This is a genomic window from Bradyrhizobium sp. 1, assembly GCF_023073315.1.
GTDB lineage: Bacteria > Pseudomonadota > Alphaproteobacteria > Rhizobiales > Xanthobacteraceae > Bradyrhizobium.
In genome coordinates this window covers 520,604-537,874 of record NZ_JADPJH010000011.1, presented here as the reverse complement: position 1 = coordinate 537,874, position 17,271 = coordinate 520,604, and the positions used below count along the sequence as shown (strand labels likewise).

At 60.2% G+C, this 17,271-nt stretch carries 13 protein-coding genes and 1 tRNA gene; 6 read left to right on the top strand and 8 right to left on the bottom strand.

The genetic code is table 11. The features are described from left to right. Window positions 1-66: 66 nt before the first annotated feature. The 4 genes from IVB29_RS07865 to IVB29_RS07850 are packed head-to-tail and all read right to left on the bottom strand — an operon-like array spanning window position 67 to window position 3,538. Complete coding sequence (locus IVB29_RS07865) at window positions 67-648, bottom strand: GDP-mannose pyrophosphatase (RefSeq protein ID WP_247502821.1); 582 nt, start codon at window positions 646-648, stop codon at window positions 67-69. A gap of 9 nt (window positions 649-657) precedes the next feature. Then, complete coding sequence (locus IVB29_RS07860; RefSeq protein ID WP_247502820.1) at window positions 658-1,101, bottom strand: GNAT family acetyltransferase; 444 nt, start codon at window positions 1,099-1,101, stop codon at window positions 658-660. Further along, window positions 1,098-2,525 carry an FAD-binding oxidoreductase gene (locus IVB29_RS07855; RefSeq protein ID WP_247502819.1) on the bottom strand — a complete coding sequence of 476 codons (1,428 nt, stop codon included), beginning with the start codon at window positions 2,523-2,525 and terminating at the stop codon, window positions 1,098-1,100. The genes IVB29_RS07860 and IVB29_RS07855 overlap by 4 nt, the downstream gene beginning before the upstream one ends. A gap of 23 nt (window positions 2,526-2,548) precedes the next feature. Continuing rightward, the gene (locus IVB29_RS07850; RefSeq protein WP_247502818.1) at window positions 2,549-3,538 is read right to left on the bottom strand and encodes an L-threonylcarbamoyladenylate synthase; all 990 of its coding nucleotides are present in this window, start codon (window positions 3,536-3,538) and stop codon (window positions 2,549-2,551) included. Window positions 3,539-3,606: 68 nt separating this feature from the next. Between IVB29_RS07850 and IVB29_RS07845 the strand changes: the two genes are divergently transcribed. The 4 genes from IVB29_RS07845 (at window position 3,607) to IVB29_RS07830 (ending at window position 6,572) form a co-directional block, all read left to right on the top strand. Further along, window positions 3,607-3,683, top strand: a tRNA-Pro gene (locus tag IVB29_RS07845). 403 nt (window positions 3,684-4,086) lie between these two features. Then, window positions 4,087-4,995: a hypothetical protein gene (locus IVB29_RS07840; RefSeq protein WP_247502817.1), complete on the top strand. Its 909-nt coding sequence runs from the start codon at window positions 4,087-4,089 to the stop codon at window positions 4,993-4,995. A gap of 81 nt (window positions 4,996-5,076) precedes the next feature. Then, window positions 5,077-5,604 carry a hypothetical protein gene (locus IVB29_RS07835; protein WP_247502816.1) on the top strand — a complete coding sequence of 176 codons (528 nt, stop codon included), beginning with the start codon at window positions 5,077-5,079 and terminating at the stop codon, window positions 5,602-5,604. Between the two features lie 164 nt (window positions 5,605-5,768). After that, complete coding sequence (locus tag IVB29_RS07830) at window positions 5,769-6,572, top strand: hypothetical protein (RefSeq protein WP_247502815.1); 804 nt, start codon at window positions 5,769-5,771, stop codon at window positions 6,570-6,572. 421 nt (window positions 6,573-6,993) lie between these two features. Here IVB29_RS07830 and IVB29_RS07825 read toward each other — a convergent pair whose 3' ends face one another. Beyond that, the gene (locus IVB29_RS07825) at window positions 6,994-8,052 is read right to left on the bottom strand and encodes a hypothetical protein (RefSeq protein WP_247502814.1); all 1,059 of its coding nucleotides are present in this window, start codon (window positions 8,050-8,052) and stop codon (window positions 6,994-6,996) included. A 497-nt stretch (window positions 8,053-8,549) separates the two neighbouring features. Here IVB29_RS07825 and IVB29_RS07820 point away from each other — a divergent pair, with 497 nt between their 5' ends. After that, window positions 8,550-9,671 (top strand): tripartite tricarboxylate transporter substrate binding protein, encoded by a 1,122-nt coding sequence (locus IVB29_RS07820; protein WP_247502813.1) that lies wholly within the window; start codon window positions 8,550-8,552, stop codon window positions 9,669-9,671. 104 nt (window positions 9,672-9,775) lie between these two features. On the opposite strand, the gene IVB29_RS07815 is transcribed toward IVB29_RS07820, so the two are convergent. The 3 genes from IVB29_RS07815 to IVB29_RS07805 form a co-directional block, all read right to left on the bottom strand. Beyond that, window positions 9,776-14,791: a hypothetical protein gene (locus tag IVB29_RS07815; protein ID WP_247502812.1), complete on the bottom strand. Its 5,016-nt coding sequence runs from the start codon at window positions 14,789-14,791 to the stop codon at window positions 9,776-9,778. 396 nt (window positions 14,792-15,187) lie between these two features. Continuing rightward, complete coding sequence (locus IVB29_RS07810; protein ID WP_247502811.1) at window positions 15,188-15,514, bottom strand: hypothetical protein; 327 nt, start codon at window positions 15,512-15,514, stop codon at window positions 15,188-15,190. A gap of 306 nt (window positions 15,515-15,820) precedes the next feature. Further along, window positions 15,821-16,045, bottom strand: a complete 225-nt coding sequence (locus IVB29_RS07805; protein WP_247502810.1) for a hypothetical protein — start codon at window positions 16,043-16,045, stop codon at window positions 15,821-15,823. A gap of 196 nt (window positions 16,046-16,241) precedes the next feature. Between IVB29_RS07805 and IVB29_RS07800 the strand changes: the two genes are divergently transcribed. Next, window positions 16,242-17,210 (top strand): N-carbamoyl-D-amino-acid hydrolase, encoded by a 969-nt coding sequence (locus IVB29_RS07800; protein WP_247502809.1) that lies wholly within the window; start codon window positions 16,242-16,244, stop codon window positions 17,208-17,210. Window positions 17,211-17,271 lie beyond the last annotated feature (61 nt).

Sequence of the window (17,271 nt, the reverse complement as noted above, 5' to 3'; positions counted from 1 at the left end):
CCCGGATTGCATCTTCGATGCAATCCGACCTCTCCCCGCAGGCGGGGCGAGGTGAAGAGGCCTCACCTACCGAAACACATGCAGCGCCACATGCTGCAGCAGCATGATCGCCTTGGCGTCGATGATCCGGCCGTCCGCGATCATCGCCAGTGCCTCGTCGATGCCGAGCTCCAGTACCTCGATGTCCTCGCCCTCGTGTTCGAGGCCGCCGCCGTCACTGACGCGCATCTCCGGCTCGTACGCGGCGATGAAGAAATGCAGTTTTTCGGTGATGGCGCCGGGGCTCATGAAGGCCTCGAACACTTTTTCGACGTGGTGCAGGCGATAGCCGGTCTCCTCCTCGGCCTCGGCGCGGATCCGCATCTCGGGCTCGGCGTTGTCAAGCACGCCGGCGGCGGCTTCGATCAGGAGGTCGTCATAGCCGCGGATGAACGCCGGCAGGCGGAATTGCTTGACCAGGATCACGGTACGCCGTGCGCGATTGTAGGGCAGCACGGCGGCGGCGTTGTCGCGCTCGTAGGTCTCGCGGTGCTGCGTCTGCCACTCGCCATTGGCGCGGCGGTATTCGAATGTCGTCTCTTTCAGAGGCGTCCAATTGTCCGAGAGCACGCGGACGTCCTTGATGCGGACGCGGTCGGAAATGGTCATGGCAGGGTCTCAGTTGCTTGGCGTGGTCTCGCGGCCGTCGAGCCACTTCTGGAACATCACCGAAGTGGATTCCGTAAAGCCCAGCGACCCGTAGAATGCATTGGCCGGCTCGTTGCCGCGCCGGACCAGGAGCTGGAGCTTCAGGATGCCGGCGGCGCGCAGCCAGTCTTCAGCCGCCGCCATGATCACCCGGCCAAAGCCGCGCTTCTGGCAGTCGGGATCGACCGCGACGTAATAGACCCAGCCGCGATGGCCGTCATGGCCGACCATGACGGTGGCGACGATCGCGCCGCCATCGCGGCCGATCAGCAGCGTCGAGTTGTCGCGCCGCCGCGCCAGCGCGATATCGGCATGCGGATCGTTCCAGGGCCGCGTCAGGCCGCATCGCTGCCACAGCGCGACCACAGGCTCGACATCGGCGTCGGTGATCGCATCGATCTTGAGAGGACTCACAGCACTTTCCCCGGGTTCATGATTCCCTGCGGATCGAGCATCGCCTTGATCTGGCGCATCAGCTCGATTGCGGTCTTGTCCTTCACCTCAGGCAGCTCGTCGCGCTTGAGCACGCCGATGCCGTGCTCGGCCGAGATCGAGCCGCCCATGCGCAGCACGATCTCGAACACGACCGCGTTCATCTCGTGCCAGCGCGCCAGATAATCCGCGGTGTTGGCGCCGACGGGCTGGCTGACATTGTAGTGCAGATTGCCGTCGCCGAGATGGCCGAACGGCACCGGCCGCGCGCCCGGGATCAGCTTCACCACCGCATCATTGGCCTCCGTGATGAACGCGGGCACGGCCGCGATCGGCACGGAGATGTCGTGCTTGATCGAGCCGCCCTCCGGCTTTTGCGCCGACGACATCTCCTCGCGCAGCTTCCAGAAATTGTTGCGCTGGGTGAGGTTGGCCGCGATCACGGCGTCGTCGACGATCTCCTCCTCCATGGCGCGAGCGAGGATCGTCTCCAGCGGCGTGCGGGCGTCGTCGCCCGGAGAGGATAATTCCATCAGCACGTACCAGGGATGTTTTTCGGCAAGCGGATCGCGCACGTCGATGCCGTGGCGGACCGAGAAATCCACGGCCATCTCGGACAGCAGCTCGAAACTCGTCAGCGCATTGGCGGCTTCGCTTTGCGCGATGGTCAGCAGCTTCAGCGCCGCCTCCGGCGATTTCAGCCCGACATAGGCGGTCTCGACCGCCCGCGGCTTCGGAAACAGCTTTAGCGTCGCCGCGGTGATGATGCCGAGCGTGCCCTCCGCGCCGATGAAGAGATTGTGCAAATTGTAGCCGGTGTTGTCCTTCTTCAGCTTCGACAGCGAATTGAGCACGCGCCCGTCGGCCAGCACGACCTCCAGCCCGAGCGCCATCTCGCGCGCAACGCCATAGGCGAGCGCGGCGGTGCCGCCGGCATTGGTCGAGAGATTGCCGCCGATGGTGCAGCTGCCTTCGGCGCCGAGCGACAGCGGGAACAGCCGGTCCACGTCGGACGCCTTCTGCTGCGCGATCTGCAGTACCACGCCGGCCTCGCAGGTCATGGTGTTCGAGGCGGTATCGACCTCGCGGATTTTGTCCAGGCGCCGCAGCGACACCACGACCTCGCCGTTATGCGGCGTCTGGCCGCCGACGAGCCCGGTGTTGCCGCCCTGCGGCACCAGCGCGATTTTGTGCGCGGAGGCGAGCTTGCAGATTTCGGCGACTTCCGCCGTGGAGCCCGGGCGCAGCACCAGCGGCGAACGGCCGTGGAACAGATTGCGCTCCTCGGTGACGTAAGCTTCGATGTCGGCTGCGTCGGTGATTGCGTGACGGTCGCCGACGATCTTGCGGAATTGCTCGATCAACTCGGGCGCAAGCGGAGGGGTGGCGGATTTATTGATGTTCATTGTCTCGTCTCTAACTTCCACTCTTATCGCGCAACTGCCGCGCGCCGCAGCCGGTCATTAATGGCTTCGCCCAGGCCTTCCTCGGGAATCGCCATCACGGCGATCGCCCGCGGGGTCTTCGCATCCAGGCTACGAAGATAGCCGAACAGATTAGCGGCGGCTTCATCGAGATCAGCCGCGGGCGATAAATTCATGACAGCGGCGGCTGCCTCCAGGCCGGGCAGGCGATCGGGCCCAAACGCCAGCAGCGCTTCGCCCGGCGCCACGTCCTGTGCGTCGAGCCGCACAGCGGCGCGCGGCGCGTAATGCGAGGCCAGCATGCCCGGCGCCAGCGGCTGGCTGTCGTCGCTCCCGGCTTCCACCGGCGACCGCGCCAGGGCTAAGCCGAGCACCGCCTCGATCCGTTCGCGCGACAGCCCGCCGGGGCGGAGCAGCATCGGCGCGTTGAGGCAGCCGACAATGGTCGATTCGACGCCGACTGTAACGGGCCCCCCGTCGATGATGAGGTCGATCCGGCCAAAAAGGTCGCTCTCGACATGGGCGGCCAGCGTCGGCGAGACGTGCCCTGAGATATTGGCGGACGGCGCCACCACCGCCCCGCCAAAGGCGCGCAGAATCGCCTCCGCCACCGGGTGGGCTGGAATGCGGATGGCGACCGTGTCGAGGCCCGCGGTGGCGAGATCTGCCACCGGGCAATCGTCCGTCTTCGGCACCACCAGCGTCAGCGGCCCCGGCCAGAACGCCTCCGCGAGCCTCAGGGCGCGGGCATCGAACCGCCCGATCCGCCGCGCGGCCGCGAGATCCGCGACATGGGCGATCAGCGGATTGAAGGCCGGCCGCCCCTTGGCGCTGTAGATATGGGCGACCGCGGTGGCATTGGCGGCGTCCGCCCCGAGCCCGTAGACCGTCTCGGTCGGGAACGCGACCAGCCCTCCGGCCGCAAGCGTCCGGGCGGCGGCCTCGGCGCCGGCCGCGCCGGCCGGTAAAATCAGCGTTTCAAGACCCGTTTTCACAGGGACAAAATTCCTCATGCCGGCCGCTTGCGGTGCGTCAAACCCAACGCTATAAGCCGCCTTCTTGTCGGAGTGTGGCTCAGCCCGGTAGAGCACTGCGTTCGGGACGCAGGGGTCGCAGGTTCGAATCCTGCCACTCCGACCATCTAAAGCATTGAAATGCTTCAGATTTTTTTGTTGTTTGTTTGCTCAACCTGAGCGCAGGGTACAGGTTGGGGTACAGATTTAGCAAATCTCGACCTTCTCACTAACAAAAATTAGAGCTGAATGGCGTGTTTCTCGCAGCATTCGGCCTGTATCGCATCTATTCGGTGCGAGTTTGCAGCATGCAGTGCGTGTTGCACGCAGGGTGCTCAGGTGTCGCTCTTACCTAGCTCGTGGATGTCGAACAAGGCGCCTTTGCATTTTGTAGGGCGCGTCACTGCGATTGGCCTTGCTTGAATTTGAGCAAGCCATTTGCTTTCGCTTCGCTCAGTGCCGACGCATTAGACGAGTGTAGGGCCTTGTAACGCGCTGGTTGTGCCCCTACGATTTTTCCCGGGGGGAAGATGGCTACCGTCCGGCTCGACGCCTTTTCTCATGACACTATTGTCCTGCACTTCGGTGGTCCTGAGGGGGCCATTGATGCATACACGCTGGCGAACGCTCTAATCGGCTTCGCTGACACAGCCTACGCTGTTAACGCCGCGATCGATCCTGGCCAAGAAATCGAGATCATCGTCGAGGCGACGGGACCGGGCAGCTACCGAACTGTACTTCGTAAACTGAAGAAAGGTTTCACTGGTGGTGTGCTGTCCGGCATTGCTGGTACCATCTTGTGGAACGTCGTATCGAACGTCATCTATGATGCGACGTTGAAGGGCGCTGATCCGAAGCCCCAGATCACTATTAATACAACAGAAGTCATCATCAAACACGGGAACGACACGATCATTGTCCCGCGAGTGGTCCATGATGCGACTGAGAACGTGAAGAAAAGTCCAGCGGTTCAAGAAGGAGTAAGAAAAACCTTCGATAGCCTTGAGGCGGATACTCACGTCAAGGAGTTTGGTATCACCGGCAGCATTGCTGACCCGCGCCCCCTCATCTCGATCCCGCGGTCTGAATTTCGATTCGTCGTGACGCCTATTGTGGAGCTGGAAGAGCAGCCACTGGAACGCGCCAGGAAAGAGCGTGCTCGCCTTGTCATCTTAAAGGCGTGGTTGAATCATGCCAGGCGCAAGTGGTCATTTGAATGGAACGGCGTGCCCCTCTCTGCGCCCGTCGCAGATAAGGCATTTCTCGATAAATTAGATCGACGCGAGCATCTACTGGGAGCGGGTGACGCCCTCGATGTCGAGATCAGGTATCGTCAGAAGTTCGAAGCGGCCCTTGGCGTATATGTGAACGACCCAGCTTCCTTCGTGGTCTCCCGCGTCATATGGCCAGTGCCTCGCGAGGTGCAGAAGCGACTATAATTGCATACTCTCGTTTAAGTTGATGCGCGGCTCATGGCCCAAAATGTTCAAGAACATCCACGAGATGCTTGGGGGTAGGCGATGAAGAAGAGGCAGAAGAAATCCAAGAATATCACCGCGGCACAGAAGCAAGAGTTTTGGGAGGAGCATCTCCCATATGAGATTGACATGATGCGTGCGACCTTCGCAATTGCGATTACTGGAAGCCCGTCGCAGGCCGTTCACAACGCCATGGTCGAGAGCTTTCTGCTCCACTGTCGCAATATAATTGAGTTCTTTAAGTACAATCCGCCCTGCGATTTTAGCCCAACGTTCTTTACGGATGGCACCTTCAAATTAAACAAGACATTTGTGAATGCGAAACTTTACGACAAGATAAACCAGCAAATATCCCACCTCACAGCGGAGCGAACCAAACTCAACAAGGGCAAGCTCGGTCCAAGTGAGTGGAAGATCTTGAAGGATCAAATCGAAGGCGAGATTGCGCGGATGGAGAAATCTCTAACGCTAAGCGCAAGGAATTCTTGGAAGTACAACAGACCAGTTACCATAAATAGCGGCTCAGGAACCGGTGCCTCATCGCAAATCTCTTCAACCGGAACCCCCTGATCGGCGAAATCGCGGTGTGGAGCGGGCAGAGGATGTACGTGCATGATCCCAGGTCCCCTTCTTGATCGCCATACTGACTGTACCTCGCGAGGAGCAGAAGAGGCTGTAGGTAAATTGCCATTCAAGAACGATCTTTGGGCTCCAGGCTTTTAGGGGGGAAGAACATGGCGGCGTCGGCAGTGGGACAACAGCCGGACCCTAACCAAGCGTATTATAATAAGGCTAAACGCGCGCTCGAAGATCTGTTCGAGAAAGCGAAGCTAAAGAACGAACTGCACTTCGTTATGGCCTTGATGCCCGAGTTTCGCGGTATGCAAGACGGCGGCTGGAACACGGGCGAAGAAGCAGTGCAAGCGTTCGATCAGTTCACGGACCACATCAAGTCACTTGATGAAAATAATGCGGTCCGCGTTCGGATTATTCTTGCGTTTTACCTTATGCTTTCGGAATGCAGTGGCTTCTACGAGATACCCAAAAAGCTCATGCTGACGATTGAAGGGAAGGGCAACAACATCTGGCCTTTTCAATCTTTGGTAAAGAGGCATGAGAAGACAGGCCGTGCTATTGATCCCAACGCGAATGCCATCATGAAGAACATGATGGGCCATGCGTATGACATCCAGCTGTTCGAGTTGTCTGAAATATTCAGAGATGCATTTGATCCCGACCTGAGAAACGCGATCGCACATGCGGACTACATTCTAGCTGCGGATGGAGTTCGCATCCGCAAGCGGAACGGTGGTCAACCTCGCGTTATCTCGTGGAACGAGTTTGATGCCCTCTTTTGTAAGGGAGCCAATCTATTTAGCTTTATTCGACAACATGTGGATCAGTGTGTAAAAAGCTACGACCCTCCAAAGAAGATCCGAGCACAACTGAGTCACAACGAGCCGGTGACCGATTACACACTATATTATGTTCCTCGGACCGGCGCATTCGGTTTCACGACCGGCGCCCCGCCTACGTAAGGCCCGTCTCAATTTGCCTTAAAGGTTGTCAATGTCTGTTTCTCGGATCGAACAAATCGTCGACGGCAGGGTGATAAAGTGTGTCGTCCCGAGCAAAGCTGGAAAGTTCCGCTGCTTTCCTAAGGGGATGAACACAGACCCAGTCTGGCTCACCACATTGGACGAAGTGGCCGATTATCTGCGAACAAACCCGCGCTCAGGTGTGAGGATGCAGCCAGGTGACAGCAAAATTGTCGACCATATCCATATCGATGGACTGCCAAGATAGGGCACAAGCTGGCGTGTTCATAGTGCCGGACAGGCTGTGCCGTGGCTTTCTTCCACTCATGTCAGAGCTACCACTCGTTAGCGCAGCTGTCCGCACGACAACGGAAACAAATCTAGCGCAGTTCAACCGCGCTACGCGCGCGGGGAGCCAAGACTACTTTTTCGCACGTGATTTTGCTCGCTGTCCGTTCAGCTTGCCATAGGCAGATAGAATTTGCGCGGTGTCGGCGCCGTCGATGATGCAGTACCGACGCGGTCGGCGCGGATCGTAGGCAAGGCCTTCAGTCATTCGAACGACTGTGTTTTCTATTTTGTTGCAGTGTTGGACGACGATCAAGTCGACCGGTTCTTCGAACGCGCGGATGAGTTGATCACCGCGCTTGCCCATGTTGGCGGGATGTAGCGGGCCTGGCACGGACGGGCCTTTGAAGATGAACGCCGTCGACGTTGGCTCTCCGTCAATCGTCAGGCGCGTGGTCTGAAGGTCAGATTTTTCGCCGCCCCAATCTTTCGGCACATAGGGCTCCCCAATAATGTCGGCGAAAGCTTGCTTGACGTCCGCCTCAGGCATCGTCTCAATTGCCTTGAGTGCGGCCGCTGTTGGCTGAGGACTGTGCTCGACTCGCGCGAACGCATCTATTTGTTGCGGATAGACGCGAATTGAGGTCGCGATGGGTGTTGGAAGCGTTCCAGCGCCTTCAATCTCTTCGCCGATGATGTAGGGGAAGACCGTGACCCTTTGGCCATGAAATTCGAAGTGGCCGGCAACAAGCATGCGCTTCCTCCCTTTCAAGACCGAGACCGAGGTTGATGAATAGAAATGATCGTTGCTCATCTCGCCGGCCATTTCGTATTCGACGGCTGCTAGGGGGGTAGTCGATCTAAGCGTGGCATTCTTAGCCGGCTTTCGTTCCTGCGCCCGTCTGATGGCCTCAGCCGCGCCGGAAAAGGTGAAGACGCCCCATAAGAATCCTAAGATGCGCTCGCCCTCGACGTCTTTCGTGGCAACGACCTCGGTGAGGTTCGGGAACTGACCAGATCGGAGTAGGTCTTCGGCCGTCGCTGCGACGTCCCTCATGGCATCGGCACGCTCGCCTGAATTGTTGACGAGCGGTTCTTGCGCCTCGGTTTGGAATTTGATGTTAGCGAGGAGGCCTAAGCGCCGGCTGTTGAGATAGTATGGAAAAAGTCTGAGGCGTGCGAAGGCCGCCATGTAGATATCCCCTCAAACGATTGTGACAAACACCTGGCGCATTCAGAACTTCCAAAGCTCGTCGCCGGTCCCGTCAGGACATCATGTGAGGGTACAGCTTGGGTACAGAATGAACGTGAACAAACCAAGAAAAACGTACCCGAAGCTTAGCAAAAATCGCTGCAATTACAGTGCTATATAGGTAGGCATTGTAGTTCGGGACGCAGGGGTCGCAGGTTCGAATCCTGCCACTCCGACCATTCTTCCAAAAGTTGACGTTTTCCCAGAGGCTTGTTCCTGAAGGCTTGGCGGACCGGCCGCCGGGGCCTCGGGAGCCCTTTTTGCAACGATTTTCGGGACGGGTCCACGGCCGATTTGGCCGGGCAGGGCGGCTTGCCGCAGCGGCATGGCTTCCTTTTCGCCGGCATTGATGGTCCGGCGTTGTGCGGTAGGTCAGAGGACTACCATCCCGCCGCCAAGCAAGCACCGCCACGGGGCTTCCTCTGACGCGTCCGCAATTGCCTCAAAAACCGCCGCAGCTCATCAAACGCGGACGCTCGGGACAATCGATTGCCATCCGGTCAGGCCGACCGCTAGATGCCCCCACAGTCGATCGCGCGTTCGAGGGCGCGATCGGGCAAAAACAAAAAACAGGGCAGGAAATCATGAACAGGACAATCGTCGCGCTCGTCGCAGCTTTTGGCTTCGTGACTTGCGGGTCGGCATGGGCCGCGTGGCCGGACGACAAGCCGATCGAAGTCGTCGTTGGCTTTGCGCCCGGCGGCGGCACCGATGTCATGGCTCGCAAACTGCTTCCCTTCGTCGAGCGCGCGCTGGGCGGCAAGGCGAAGTTTGTCGTCTTGAACAAGCCTGGCGCCGGTGGAGAGATCGCGTTCGCTGCGATCGCGCGCGCGGCGCCCGACGCCTATGCGATCGGCGTCGTCAACGTGCCGGGCTATAATTTTTTGCCGATGACCCGCAAAACCCAATACACCACGGACGACATCCGGCTGGTCGCACGGGTCGTCGAAGATCCGAATGTGATCGTGGTGCCCGCGGACAGCAGATTCAAAAATCTGCCGGATGTCATTGCCGCACTTCGTAGCCAGCCGGGCTCGGTGACGTTTGGTCACAACGGTGCCGGCACCAACGGTCATTTGGCCATTCGCATGCTCGCGGCAGCCGCGAAGGTCGAGCCCAACGAAATCTCCTACAGAGGCACGGCCGCGCAGCGGACCGACCTGCTGGGCGGGCATCTGGAAGTCGGGATGGTCAGTCTCAGCGAGATTCCCGAATTGCATGGCGCCAACAAGGGGCCACTTCGCGTCATCGCGATCCTGTCGAAGCAGCGCTTTTCATCGCTGCCCGACGTTCCGACGGCGGAGGAGGTGGGCATTCCAGTCACGTCAACGGCAGAACGCGGCTTCGCGGTCCCGAAGAGTGTTCCAGACGACATCGTCAGGAGGCTGGAAGCCGGGATTGCCGAGGGCCTGCGCAATCCAGAGTTCGTGACGAACTCGCCCGGGGATGAGCCCGTCATCTCATTCATGCCCGGTGCAGAGTGGCAGAAACACCTCGACAACATGTCCGAGGCCTTGCGCCCCTACGCGGAGCAGATGCGGGCCAGCGAACAGAAATAATCTGTGCAAGCAGCGTTGGCGCGGCCACCGCCGCGCCCACCAAAAAAACGCAGCTATCAGTGGCTCCAGGATGGGTGGAGCGCAGTGAAACCTACGCCAGCTTCTTATGAGTCCTTCTTGAAGTTGCCCAGCAGCAGCATGTCGCCCGGCACGGCGACGGCCTCCATATCGATATAGCTCTTCGTCGGAAACAACAGGTTCTTCAGCGCGAAGATCGAGATCGGAGCAAAACCCGCGTTCAACTGTTTCTTGACCTGATCCGGGAGCTGCGCCTTGAGGTTTTGATTGAAAAGGGCTTCGATGTTGTCGCAATTGCTCGGGCCGCCGCCGGACAAATGCCCGCTGACCTCCACGGAGATGCTCTTGATGTCGACGTGAATTTCCTGTTCGCGCCCGGATTTCGTGATCGCGAGCGGGACGATGCTGTTGATATCGACGTTGTACTCCGTGTTGTGAGTACTCTCTCCATAAGAGATGATCTCTTTGCGCGCGCTGTAATAGGCAAACACGCCGGAGGAATAAATGAATTCCTGCTTCGATTGATTGAAAAACGCCAGCCGCATTCGTCCATCCGCGGAGGGCCGGAGGGTCATGCCGGATATGTTCCAATCCAGATCATACACCAGGGTGCGCGGCTGCGGAGGAAACAGAGGGGGCGGCAACCGGTACTCGCCAGGCGGGTTTATCCAGGCCCATCTTGTTTTGAACGATCGCTCCGACTTCTTGTAGCTGTCCCACAGCGGGGAGAGATCCAGGCGACCGCGCACGGCACCCGATGTATATTTCCCGTACCAGGCGTCTCTCACGTTCTTGCTGTCGCCTCCCTTGGCGAAGCCTTCGATCCTCCACCCGTCCTTGTTCAGGCTGACGGGGAGCACCTCGCCGCAGAAGAGACGGCTTGAAATCATCATCGACGATTCCTGGCCGTAGGGCAGTGGCTCGTCGCAATTGTTCAGATTCGTGCGGTCGTAGTGCAACGCCGGTCGGTTGCCCGTATTGATGTACAGCTGCAGAATCTTCACGTTCGCAGGCGTGGTCCAGGTCTTGAAAAGGAACGCGTTCGGGCGCATCGCGTCGACGGTGGAAATCTGCGAGAGGTCAAGCGTGTTGATGACGTAGGTCACCGGATTCTCGGCGAAATACAATTTGAGCTGTTTGCTGAATTCAAGCTTCTGCTCGGGGCTCAGCTCCATCTGGGCGACGTCGAAACTGCCCTGGGTGAAGTCGAGGACGACACTGAAGGTCTGGGCTCCACTCTTGTCCGGCTTGACGAGGCCCTCGGTCTTGCTGATCGGCACGTATGCGGTCAAAGTGACGTTTTCGACCTGCTCGGGCGGATCGCATTTGGGCTCGCCCGTCGGACCGATCACGACACATTTCTGCACCGACCCGGAGCCGATCGGCATCTCCAGCTTAACCTGCTTGTCGTTGTTCTGCAGAAACGAGATTTTCGGATAGCCGTACTTCAGGTGGAAGCGCATCAGCGCGTAAACGTCGCCGGCGACGTGATGGCGAGTCTCGACGTCGATCTTGCCGCCATAAGAAGGATGTAGGCGATTGTTCTCTTCGTATTGATACGCCATGGTCGCGTTGATCTGTTCCAGCGCCATGTTGTAAACGACGTCCCAGCCGTTCACGACCGAGCCCTGCGCGTGCATTTCGCGGATCAATTCGTCCTTGGTCGGCACCGCCTGCGCTCTGAGGCGCAGCGTGTGGATATCCTTGATGCGCGCCTCGAGCTCGAAGCCGAGGACGAGCCGGACCGTCGTGTTCTTGAACACCATGCCCTTGTTGGTCATGGTGTCGGGGATGCTGATTTGCCAGCTAGAGAACGGCGTCACCGGACTGACGCCTTTCGACCAGGAAAAACCCCGATCCGTGAATTTCGGCGTGTTATCGGGCAAGCGGTATTCGTAGGTCCGCTGACGCCGCGGCGTACGAAACGTCATGGGCTCGCGCGTGGTGTCGCGATCGAAATACGGGTCGCCATTGAAGACAAGGTCGACCAGATAGTCGCCGCTGTCGGTAGACGCGATCCCGTCGACCTGGACCACGACCGCCAATACGCGGGCGTGGACGTATTTGAAGAACTCCTGGGCATCCAGGCGAATGGCGAAGCTGAACGTGTTGCCGCCAGTCAGCGAGTCGATTTCGACGCCGTCGATCACGAACTCGATCGGCGTCGTCTTGGCCGGCTGGAGCCTCGCCAAGTCGCTCTTGGCGGTCACCGTGGCCGACTCCTGCCGGGCCAGCGCCCCGCTGAAGGTCAGCAGGCTGAACGACCCGATCGCCGTCGGCGGCTGGAGGAACTCGTACTGCCGCGCCTGATCCTCGAGCGAGAAGGCCCTGCTGAGCATCAGCAGCGCCTGGTTGCGCATGAAGGACAAGCTTCCGGTGAGCCCGATGAGGTCGATCTTGTTGCGATCGATCGGCTCGCCCTTGGGCGGATGAAGGTTCTTGTCCAGGGCCTCCAGGCGTTTGGCCTGCTCGAGGTTCAGGTCGCGGCGGCGCTGGTTGAGATAGATTTCGCGCGACAGTCTCTGGGTCTCGCTGAGCGAGCTGAGCCAGGCTTTGCCGCGGCGCGACAGGACCGTGAATTCCATGGACAGCCTGGCTTTCGCCTCCTTGACGTCAGGCCCGGTGGCCAGCACCACCTTCAAATTATCGTCCATCTCGTCCCAGGCCAGCTCCGCCGGCAGCGCGTCGTCAAATTCGTCGAGGTCGTCCAGCGCGGTCTGGGCTTGCTCCATGGACTGCTTCGTCTTCGTCACTTCGGTGTACAGCTTGTTCGTCGCCGCCAGGACGTTGAGCAGCTTCTGCACCCGTTGCCCGATCAGGCCCAGCGACGCGGCGGCGCTGATTGCGTTGGCGGGCACTGCAATGCTCAGCCCGAGCTGCAGCAGGCCGGTCGCCACCTCCAGCCCGAACCTGACCCACTCCAGCTTCTGCCAATTCTCGACCGCCTGCTTGTAACGCTCGACCGCGTTCGTCACATTGGCGCGCTGTCCGTTGACTGCGCGCTCGAGCGCATCGGTTTTTGTTTGCTGCAGCGCCTGCTCCTGCACCTGCCGCTTGATGATCTCATCGTAGAACTCGGCCATCTGCCTCTGTTGAGCGGCACTGGATTGAATGATGCCGACCAGCAACTCGCCCGATTCAACGATCGCCTTGTTCAGATCCTTGTGCACATTGATGATCAGTTCCTGCTGTTTGCGGTAGTCGATTTTCCGCTGGTATTCGAGGATCTCGTCGTCGATCGCGCCGACGAACGCGAGCAGCCTTTCGGTTTCCCTTTTGTAATCGTCGAAAGGTAGAATCGGCACGAAGCTTCCGGCCGTCGGATCGTCGGCGAGCCTGGCAAGATCGAGGCAGCGGATCCGCTGGTCCAGCAGCACGCCGCCCGCTTGTGTCGCGGTGCCCTGGGGGATGACCTCATTCGTCATCCAGCTGAGAAACTCGTGGATGAGGGCTTGAAGGTCGCTGGTGTCGTTGACCCGGCGATCACTCACCACCGCTTGCGCGAAAGTGAATGCGAACTCGAACGCGGCAACGAGTTTCGGCAGCAACTCCACCGGCGGCGGAGTGACCAGATCGAGATCGACACGGACGTCGTAACGCGCGTGGGCTCCGTCGGTCAGCACGTAGCGCAGCCCGTCGACCAGCATGTGGCGGCTATCGTCGGAATCGTTGGTGATCAGGAGCGCACCCAGGGCTTCGCGGCAGCGCAGCGCGTATGTCCGGAAGGCCGCCCCGGTCAATTGCAGCCGCCTGGGCTTGCCGTCTTGCGAGCGGAAGTCGAGGATCTGCGCGACAAGCGCGACCTCGGCGCCGGGCAACCCCGCCTTGTCCGCGCCGGTATGCGACAGCACGTTGGTGAAGAAGATTACCTCTCTGACTTCGTCCTCCGCGATCATCCGGACCTGGGCCAGATCGATCCTCTTTTTGTAGGTGTTGATGGACGGGGTGCCGATGGTCGAAACCAGACCGATGGAGTCCTCGGGTAACAATGTCCCGAAGTCGCGATCGTCATCACAGACGATGTTCGGGCGGATACCGTCGGTGTATTTCGCGTACAGGGCGGCCTTCAACGCCCGCCGCCAGCGGCCACGGCGTTCGAACTCGGCACACAGGTCGAGCGAGTGCAGTTCAAACGCGTAAGGAGCGTTCTCGCGAAAATGTTCGTCGAGGTAGCTGATCGTGATCTCAGCGCCCGATTGAAACGGCGCGAAGATGCTGTTTTTCTTTGCCCAGACCTTATCGAGCCATTTGCCGTCCTTGAAGCTGGCCTCGACCTTGTCGTCGCCGCTTGCGACGAGCAATTTGCCATATTCGCGGACGTAGCCGAAGTGCCCGCGACCGACGTCTGTGGTGAACTGGGCGAAGGATGCGGCACCCGGTCCCGACAACACGTTCCCGGGGATGGCATAAGCCGCCTTGATCCTGGCAAAGCGCTCCCTGGGATGCGCAAACACCTGGAAAATGCGATCGCCGATCGACACGCGCGAAATGAAGTGCGTGCCCCAGATCCGAAAACTTTCGAGATATGCGTTGGCGTCCGTCTCGCCGAAGGCAGGCTCGCCCCGCCCGTTTTCCGGGTTCTTGCCGTGCCGAAGGCGGATCAGGGTCTTGCGGAAATCTTCCGTCACGCCGGCACGCGGGTCGGGCTTCAACGGATTGGGATTGACGTAGATGCCATCCTTGAACAGGTAATGACTTCCCACGCCGCTCGCGCGTTCCAGGATGACCAGCGAAAAACCGAAGTCCGGATTGGACAGGTCGACGCCCAGCGATGCGGACAGCTTTTTCGTGGCCGCCTCGCTGTCCTTGTCGCGGATGAGCAGCGGGCCGGCTGGAATGCCGGGAGCGGCGGTGTCGTCCGCGCACGTGCCGACCCGATATGGGAAAAGCTCGCTTAGCAGGCTGTCGGCGGTATCGTGCAGGCTGACGCGCGGAAAGGCCCATGAGGCCTCCTTCAACGCGACCGTGACTTTTTCGATCTTCAGCGGCGGCTTTTCGCTGTCGAACAGCGGGATCGAAGCCGGATCGGACGGGCTCCAGTCCGGTCTGAATCCGGCCAACAGGTTGGTCGCTCGTCCGAGAGAAACATCATACGTGCTCATGGCCGCTTCTCCGCTTCGAGAAGTTCACAGGTCTGCAGCACGCCGGCCGTGGAGGTGGCGCGCATGTTCGCGTGGGTCGACGCCGAGGGTCGGCGCAACTCGACAAGCAAGGGAAGCTCGGGGGCAGGCAATGATACGCAGAAGGTTAGCCCAGACCGCAATTAACAGTTGAAATCATGCGCGTGTCAATCTTGAGATTTCTAACGGTCGTCATACAATTTTTGCGTGATACTGGTTATGTGCCTGCGAATCTGTTTGCGCGCCGAACGGCGCACTGGCGCCAGGAGATAGAGGGCAAGCAGCGGACCGAACAGCCCGCACTCGCCGCCTCGCCATATCGCGCGGCATGGCTTCGATAGTCTGTATCGACGGGGTAGGATGAGATATGTCGCGAGACTACCGCCGCGCTACCAGCACGCCGAGCATGAACGCCACCATCAGCGCCGGCAGCGGCGCCTCGCGGACCATGCCGCGAACGATGTGGGTCCAATGCTGCTCCGGGACGAGTTTCGGCGACCTGATCTCGGGCGCCGGCGTGATGCCCCATTCCGAGGCGAGTTCGGCGATCTCGCTCGAGGCAAGCCGCACGCCGTCACGGACGCGGAAGATGGCGGCGTCCGCTCGTTCGCGCGGCGCAAGCAGCATCAGCGTCGTGATGGCCGTGCGCAACGTCATCTCGCCGTAGCCTTGCAGCCTCACCGCTTCCTCGGGGTCGGACGTCATGCGAAATCCCTCACAGCGCGAAATGGCGCGCGATGGTGAATGCCGCCGTCGCGCACAGGACCAGCGTGGACACCGCGCCGGCCACGCCGCGCGCGAGATGGGCTCGCGTCAGGTGCCTGGTCATGATTTTGCTCCATGCTCTGCATGGCAATGGCGGTGTGCGACGTTGGTTCCCTGGAAGGGGAGCCAATCGTCAAGCTGCGCAGAGCCCTTGCGAAACCCATCAGCTTCGTGGCCTGCGAGAGGTGCGCGATGGGTTTCGCGTTCGCTCTCCCCATCCTACGAACTGCGAATCGACGAGGCCGCCTATTTCCGCAGCAGCTCGCTCAACGCCGCCGTCGCCTCGGCGCAGCGGATGTCGTCGATCTCGCGCGACAGGCTGAGTGCGCTCGATCTGAGCTCTTCAACCTTACGGCTGTCGGGCTGCTGGTTTTCGAGCTGGCTGAGACGGTTGTTCAGATCGTCCAGTCTCGATTGAAGGTGCCCGATATTGGCGGCCCCGTTCACTTTCCAAACGCGCTGTGCACGCATCGTCGTTCCCCTGTAGTCTCACGGCGTTGTGAGAGCGGTTCGTGGCCGGAATGGGAGTTTCTTTTGTCCGGCTTCAGACCGTGGGGAACCGTTGCAGTTTGGCAACGAAAGTTCCGCATTTCGGGTGTGCGCCCGATTGCTGCCTGCGAAGCAGACGAAGAGGCACGGAATTTGATTGTGCGCCCTCGACAAGCGAATGAAGGACAAACGCGTGGCGAGATTTGTGGATGTCGCAGCCGGCCAGCTTGGCCCGGTTGCAAGAAGCGAGACGAGAACCGAGGTCGTGGCGCGGCTGATGGCCATGATGCGCCAGGCGAAAGCCAAGGGCTGCGACCTGATCGTCTATCCGGAGCTCGCGCTGACCACCTTCTTTCCGCGCTGGTACTTTGAGGATCAGGCGGAGATCGACAGCTTTTTTGAGCGCGAGATGCCGGGGCCGGAGACGCGAGCCCTGTTCGATCTCGGCCGCGAGCTCGGCATCGGGTTCTATCTCGGCTACGCCGAGCTGACGGTCGAGGCTGGAACTGTCAGGCGCTACAACACCTCCATTCTCGTGGACAAGAGCGGCGCGATCGTTGCGAAATATCGCAAGGTTCATTTGCCCGGCCATGCCGGGCATGAGCCGTGGCGCGAATTCCAACACCTGGAGAAGCGCTATTTCGAGCCGGGCTGTGGTTTTGGCGTGACCGATGCCTTCGGCGGCGTGATGGGCATGGCGATCTGCAACGATCGCCGCTGGAGCGAGACCTATCGGGTGATGGGCCTGCAGGGCGTCGAGATGGTGATGATCGGCTACAACACGCCCGTGCACAATCCGCCCGCGCCGGAGCACGACGATCTCTCGTTGTTCCACAATCATCTGGTGATGCAGTCCGGCGCCTACCAGAACGGCACCTTCGTGGTCGGCGTCGCCAAGGCCGGCGTTGAAGAGGGCGTCGACCACATCGGCGGAAGCTGCATCATCGCGCCCTCCGGCGGGATCATCGCGCGCTGCACGACCAAGAATGATGAGATCGCGCTGGCCCGATGCGATCTCGATCTCTGCAATTCCTACAAGCGCACGACCTTCAATTTCGACGTTCACCGCCAGCCGCGGGCCTATGGGATGATCGTGGAACGGAAGGGCGTGACGACGATGGCCGATGGGACGCCGGTGAAGGGATGATCCCTTAGGGGACTTCGCCCTGCGCCAGCCTGTGTCGCGCCCCTGTCAACCCACCCGCGCG